Here is a 4,620-nt window from a genome sequence, read left to right as displayed (position 1 = left end):
ACATCGTCCTGCCAGCGGGCGATTTCGTTGATGCCAAGGGCGTTGAGCGTGACGGTGGTGAGCACGGTCAGCATCACCAGCAAAACCAGCCAGCTGGTGAGGCGACCCACGAACAGCCCCAGCCAGACCAGTGGTCTGGCCAGGGCGGCACACACCGCCGCACCGCGCTCACGCCAGGGCGCAAGGCGGGCGTAGGGCATCAGGCGTCTCCTTCACCCTTGACTGGCGTGGGCTGGCTCTCACCCTGGATCGCCTTGGGTGCTGGCAGCGCCTGCAGCTCGTACCATTTATCCATCAGGGCTGAGTGATTTAAAAGCGACTGGTAGGCCTCACTAAATTCAGGGCTCTTTTCTTTCTCTTTCTGAAGAACTTCCTGCCAGGTCGCCTGTAACTCAGAAAGAACATTTTCGGGGAGACGGTGAACCAGAGTCCCATTCTGTTCGAGTTTTTCTATAGCTTTTACCTGAGCAGGGATAATCTTATCGAATTCTTTTTGTATGTTAGATTGGCAAGCAGTTTCAATCTGAGTTCTTTGAGCTTCACTGAGACTACCCCAGACGCCTTTATTTATTAACAACTAGCAACTGCCGGCGTTCGCCGCTGACCACCTCGACCAGCTCCAGCTCGCCGGTGGTGAGCGTTCCGGTTTTGTCGAACAGCACGCTTCGCGCCCCGGCCAGCGCCTCCACCGAGCCTCGAATCGAGAAACAGTACGCCCTGATGCGCGGCGACCGCAGTAGCAAGAAGGTTCGGAGCATTTCGGCGCGTGCCTCAAGGTAACGCGTCGCCGGCAGAACGAGGCCCACTTCCAGTCTTTTTCGGACATGGTCGCTGCAGTCTTGGGGGCGCTCTTGCATCCAGCGCCGGTGAATGGTCGATGCCTCGCCCTTGGATAGCGTCTCCCCCAGATCATACAATGGCTTCGGATCGGGCAATTCCACATCCACCAGATAGCACCCCGCCTGTTCGAGAATGCGGCGGCTACTAATGAGCGCCGAGGCGACCTAGTCATCGACGCCGTCGGCGAAGTGCCGGGTGGGAATCCCGATTCGTAGACCGGAAACACCCTGCTCCAAGGCGGCGAGATAATTGGGAACGGGGGCGCTCAGGCTGGAGGAATCCTTGGGATCATGGCCGGCCAGTACCTGCATCAGCAGTGCACATTCCATGACGGTGCGCGCGATTGGCCCTACGCAGTCGTTACTCCAGGAGCGGGTCATGCCCCCGTAGCGGATGATGCGTCCATGGGTGGGCTTGAGCCCCACCACGCCGCAACAGGCGGCCGGCACTCGGATCGAGGCCTTGGTGCCGGAGCCCAGCGAGCCGAAACAGAGCCGCACTGCCACCGCCGCGCCAGGGCCGCTGGAGGAGCCGCCCGAGATATGCTCGGCGAGTTCGGCGGGCCCCGGCCTTGCTCATCTTGAGCTTGACCGCTGTGACGTCCGACAGGCCTGCCGCGCACTCGATGTCAGCGCTGGCGTAGACCGATTCATCGAGCATGAGCGGCAGCAGGATCTCAGCTCTAACGGCTGATGAACCCGGCCCAGTGCGCTGAATCAATGCGTTAGTGCTTCTTCGAGCGCGGCTTCAGCAGTCTTACTGCTATCATTATCTGAGAATCGCCAGCCAAGGATCTCACGCGTACAACAGTCGATGACTACCACCAGGCTGGCCCCCGATGCTTGCCGCATCACAATCAGTTTAGTGGCCCAGCTTTCATCCGGCCGTAAAGCGACCGATGGCAAGCTTCGCGCGCGAGGTCGAAACCCAGCGCCCTTTTGCAAGCCTGTCAGCTATTCAACTGGAAGATGCGCTGTATAGGCTAACGGTTCTCTCCCAGGTCACACGCCAGTCGGCGATAGACGTAGGGGGACCGTTCCAGAACCAGCTTCACCCGCCGGCTGGTGTCAATCACACACCCGCGCAGCTTGCGATAGGTTGTAATGTCCGCCGAGGAACCCCCAGCCACTGATCCAGCTTTCCAAGTGATACTAGGTGACCCGCCTGGGTCATTTCCGCCTGCAACATCGCCAGGAGTTGTCGTCCTCGACGAGCAGGCGGCGCCATTTTTAATGCATGGATCTACAGATGAGCTTCGCCCAGCGCATTCTTGGTCTCTCCCAGTTCGGATTCGTACTATTCACGGATATTCTTGGGACGGGCCTTGAAGCCGTTTTTCATACTGCGCCGGGCTTCCTCGATCCAACCCTCGTCTTCGGAAACTGTCAGGTCGTGCTGTCGAGCCACTTCAGCTAAGGTGGTCTTGCCTTCAAAGATTATCCATAAGCACGGCGGACTTTCGCTTAGCGGTCCAGCGCTTTACTCGTTATTCTTCGCTCATCTTGTTCTCCTAGTTGCTGCACTATAGCCTGCACAGTTCTGGAGAGGGGGGGACATTTTAGCGTGACGTAATATCAACGCCAGCACCAATACTGCTGGCATACGCTTCGTTGCAGGTCAGTAAAACTGGTTTGGGAAACTATCTTCAGGGCGTGGAGGTGCCAAATACTTGTTCACTGCGTTGGGAAACAAGAATTGCCGAGCAATCTCCACAGGCTTGAGCCGATTAAAGTGTACAAAGCTATGAAGAAAGGATTAGGGTAGATCCCGCTATTTCTTAGCTCGGGATCGTTCTTGTCTCTCTAAACGTTTCTTCTCAGCCTCATAGCGCTCCATAACCAGGCGCTCCTTAACGTGGCCAGCCTTGATTTCTTGAATTAGCTCTTTACTACCATATAAAGAAAGCTCTATGTCCTCTACACGATTTCGCCAGCCGCGAATTTTCCTTTCTTCTATGCGTGACAGAGTACCATGTGTTTTGAGAGCTTTAGCAACGTTGATAAATTTTCTTATTCCATCACTTCTACGGCTGTAATTAAGCTCCCCACAATGGCGAACAAATTCCTGGTATGTTATGCGATAAGGATGCTCATCAGAAAGGTTTCTAGCTTGAGTCAACACCATTTTGCTCAAGTTTAAAGCAGCCTTACTATTTGTGCACATCAGGCGCTCAATATTATATTGGCGGTAATTTCTACTGCTGATGGCCATGGAAATTAGTGGGTGAAACCTTGCAGCCCAGCGCGCAGAAGGGTCTGTTTTCTTGTAGCCTCGCTCTGCATACGAGTAAAGCTCAGGCAGAATAGGCGCAGAGGCTGATTTAACCCCATTAACACGCAACTCAAGGTTAGACTTATGAAGAACATTAAGTGCTTGGACTAGTTCCGTATAACTTCTTGTTTTTTTCTGTGCACTCATAGCGTTTTTTAGCCCAGAAAGCGAGAAAGAAACCCCATATGCTCGCCCTGAGTTCAAGTTCGGATCGTCGAACAGTTTGGCCTCCTCCATCGACATCTGAACAAGGACTAATTCGACAAACTCTTCCGTCAGGCCAGGGTAATGGAATTGACTTACCAGTTTCCCTTTTACCTTTTTCTGAAGTTGTGCGGGGGTAAGGACCATTTCATATTCATCGCCATCGTGAATAAACTTGTGAGTAACGATGTCGAGCGGCTCTGAAACGCCTGAAGAAACGCCTGCTAAGGCACTCCCATTATATTTAGGAATATTTTCCCATGCTGTAAAAAGGCTAGATAGCTTTTCTCTATCAGAAACCTTGTTAGCGATTACACCTTGGAAATCTTGTAGATCGGCATAACCATCCGCGAAATATTCTTCCTGAGGATTCCGGGGGTCTAACAAACCTAAATTTAGTTGCCCTACCCCTCCCCTTGGAATCACGGGGCGGTTATTACTGTTTGGCTTGGCTTTTTCTACAGGTTTACCTTCGAGTCGCTCCAGCGTCTTCTGGCGGCGCTTCTGCAGTTCAGCTAAATCGACATTATCAGTACGGCTTCCCATAGAGGCCTCCTCCGGTTCATCGCCGAGGATAAGTGAGTGCGGCCCCCTTCGACTAGGAGGAATCCGTCGCATCTGACATTTTTTAAATATCGCTGTACTCATGCTGTAAAAACCAGTGGTCGTACGACAAGGCTAGCTCTGACCAAGAAGGCTATGCCTCGGCATTGGCTAGGTTTTAAAGCAGTAGCATCTCAGACCCTATCGAACTGCTTGCTCGCAGCGTAGAGCTTTCTTGGCTGACTTACCGAAGAGTCCCTATGGCGAGTTCTGCTGGCCTACGGCGACAGATGCCTCCTAGCTTTGCTGGTTGGATGGCCTGTGTAGGCCGGCCTCTCCTGGCCTACGGCGACAGACTCCTCCTAGCTTACTGGTTGGAGGCCTGTGTGGGCCGGCCTCTCCTGGCCTACGGCGACAGATTCCTCCTAGCTTTACTGGTTGGATTGCCTATGTGGGCCGGTCTCTCCTAGCCTACGGCGACAGATTCCTCGTAGCTTTACTGATTGGATGACCTGTGTGGGCCGACCTCCCCTGGCCTACGGTGATGGATTCCTCCTAGCTGGGTGATAGGGTTGCCTGTGTGGACCGGCCTCCCCTGGCCTACGGTGATGATGGATTCCTCCTAGATGTACTGGTTGGGATAGTCTGTGTGGCAGGCTCTTCTGGCCTATGGTGACGAATTCCTCCTAGCTGCGTTGATTGGATGGCCTTTAGGCTGGCCTTCCCTGGTCTGCGGTGACGAATTTCTCCTAGCTGCGTTGA

5 protein-coding genes and 1 pseudogene are annotated in these 4,620 nt (G+C 53.9%); 1 reads left to right on the top strand and 5 read right to left on the bottom strand.

Translation table 11 applies throughout. The features are described from left to right. The 4 genes and pseudogenes from F568_RS23730 to F568_RS24745 form a co-directional block, all read right to left on the bottom strand. Positions 1 to 200: pseudogene (locus F568_RS23730) on the bottom strand (TRAP transporter small permease subunit); the annotation flags it as partial. Beyond that, positions 200 to 577, bottom strand: coding sequence for a type 2 periplasmic-binding domain-containing protein (locus F568_RS0121800; RefSeq protein ID WP_019020861.1), 378 nt, complete (start codon positions 575 to 577; stop codon positions 200 to 202). The gene F568_RS0121800 and the pseudogene F568_RS23730, both read right to left, overlap by 1 nt. Then, a complete protein-coding gene (locus F568_RS24155) occupies positions 564 to 935 on the bottom strand; it encodes a hypothetical protein (protein WP_211213474.1) in 372 nt (123 codons plus the stop codon). The genes F568_RS0121800 and F568_RS24155 overlap by 14 nt, the downstream gene beginning before the upstream one ends. A gap of 69 nt (positions 936 to 1,004) precedes the next feature. Further along, positions 1,005 to 1,382 carry an amidase family protein gene (locus F568_RS24745; RefSeq protein ID WP_083933095.1) on the bottom strand — a complete coding sequence of 126 codons (378 nt, stop codon included), beginning with the start codon at positions 1,380 to 1,382 and terminating at the stop codon, positions 1,005 to 1,007. Positions 1,383 to 2,088: 706 nt separating this feature from the next. Here F568_RS24745 and F568_RS25200 point away from each other — a divergent pair. Then, positions 2,089 to 2,256: a hypothetical protein gene (locus tag F568_RS25200; protein ID WP_019020857.1), complete on the top strand. Its 168-nt coding sequence runs from the start codon at positions 2,089 to 2,091 to the stop codon at positions 2,254 to 2,256. 354 nt (positions 2,257 to 2,610) lie between these two features. Here the strand turns inward: F568_RS25200 and F568_RS0121775 are convergent, their stop codons facing one another. Then, a complete protein-coding gene (locus F568_RS0121775) occupies positions 2,611 to 3,861 on the bottom strand; it encodes a hypothetical protein (RefSeq protein ID WP_019020856.1) in 1,251 nt (416 codons plus the stop codon). Between the last annotated feature and the right edge of the window lie 759 nt (positions 3,862 to 4,620).

It is taken from the genome of Modicisalibacter luteus DSM 23508 (assembly GCF_000378505.1).
Lineage (GTDB): Bacteria > Pseudomonadota > Gammaproteobacteria > Pseudomonadales > Halomonadaceae > Modicisalibacter > Modicisalibacter luteus.
Note: the sequence above shows the minus strand (reverse complement) of the source record. Positions and strands in the feature narration are given on the sequence as shown.